Below are 1,197 nucleotides of genomic sequence, written 5' to 3'. Positions count from 1 at the left end.
CGAGCTTTTTGCTGTAGGGAATGCCGCCATTGCGCCGGTCGATACGGCACAGGCGCAGGAGATTATCAACCTTATTGAGCGGGCGATTTTAGACGAACCGTCCGCGTCGCCCACCGAGGGGAATATCATTAAAAGCGGCTGGTCGGAACAGCTCGACCGCTACCGAGAAGTGAAGAACAACTTTGACCGTGTCCTCGACCGCTACCTCGACGAAGAACGCATAAAGACGCATATCCCGAACTTAAAGATTCGCTACAACCGCAACATAGGTTATTACATAGAGATTAGCCGGGGGAAACTCTCGCCGGTGCCGGAGCATTTTATCCTGCGCCGCGCACTCGTGAACGGCGACCGTTACACGACGGAACGGCTTCAGGAGTTGGAAGACGAGTTGGTGAATGCGGAACAGAATATCGTCGAGGAAGAACAGCGGCGGGTGGCACTTCGGGCGAAGACTCGGCAAGCGAAAAAGGGCGCAGATTTGCCACGCCGAAAGTGGAAAGAAGCCGCTTGTAGGAAAGTTCCGGTGCAAAATGCCAGTCGGGATAACGGGATACGAGCATATTGGGAGCGGACGCAAGCGCCGCCTTTACCTCATCGTTATCGTCAAGCGACTGTGGCAAAAGCAGTTCGCGGGGGACAGCGCGCCCCAGTTCGCGGGCGAAGGATTCTGTCATATCGGACGTGTCCCAGTTTGTGGCATAAAAAGTCGCCGTCGCAACGTCGATATAGGCAAAACCGGTCTTTTCTTTCCCTGCGAAAATAGCTGCAAGGTAGTTATGCGCCGACTGCTCAAGATATTCCTGTTCCAGCACCGTGCCCGGCGTGATCACTTCAATGACTTGGCGCTCAGTCAGTTCCTTACCCTTGCTGACAGGACCAACCTGCTCGCAGACGGCAACCTTTTTGCCGAACCGGAGAAGCCGCGCAATATAGAGTTTTGAAGCGTGGTGAGGGATGCCGCACATAGGATGACCGCTCCGCTGCGTCAACGTCAGATTCAGCAGACGGGATATTTCAACGGCATCGTTGTCAAACATCTCGTAAAAATCGCCGAGCCGGAAAAACAATACTTCGCCTATATGCTGTTCTTTGATTTTCCGGTACTGCTGCATAAGCGGCTTCAGTTCTGCTGCCATATTTGCCTACAAACCGAGACTGCGTATCACGGAATCGGTTATATCGATAGTCGGGCTA

The 1,197-nt window shown here is 53.6% G+C and carries 1 protein-coding gene and 1 pseudogene; one reads left to right on the top strand and one right to left on the bottom strand.

Features of this window, described 5'->3' with window-relative positions; genetic code table 11:
- Positions 1 to 169 precede the first annotated feature (169 nt).
- Positions 170 to 349, top strand: a pseudogene (locus AWU74_RS12735) (hypothetical protein); the annotation flags it as partial.
- Here the strand turns inward: AWU74_RS12735 and AWU74_RS05800 are convergent.
- Complete coding sequence (locus AWU74_RS05800) at positions 321 to 1,115, bottom strand: MutS N-terminal domain-containing protein (RefSeq protein WP_238580191.1); 795 nt, start codon at positions 1,113 to 1,115, stop codon at positions 321 to 323. The pseudogene AWU74_RS12735 and the gene AWU74_RS05800 overlap by 29 nt on opposite strands.
- Positions 1,116 to 1,197: the final 82 nt, after the last annotated feature.

This window comes from Treponema endosymbiont of Eucomonympha sp., assembly GCF_001028545.1.
Note: the sequence above shows the minus strand (reverse complement) of the source record. Positions and strands in the feature narration are given on the sequence as shown.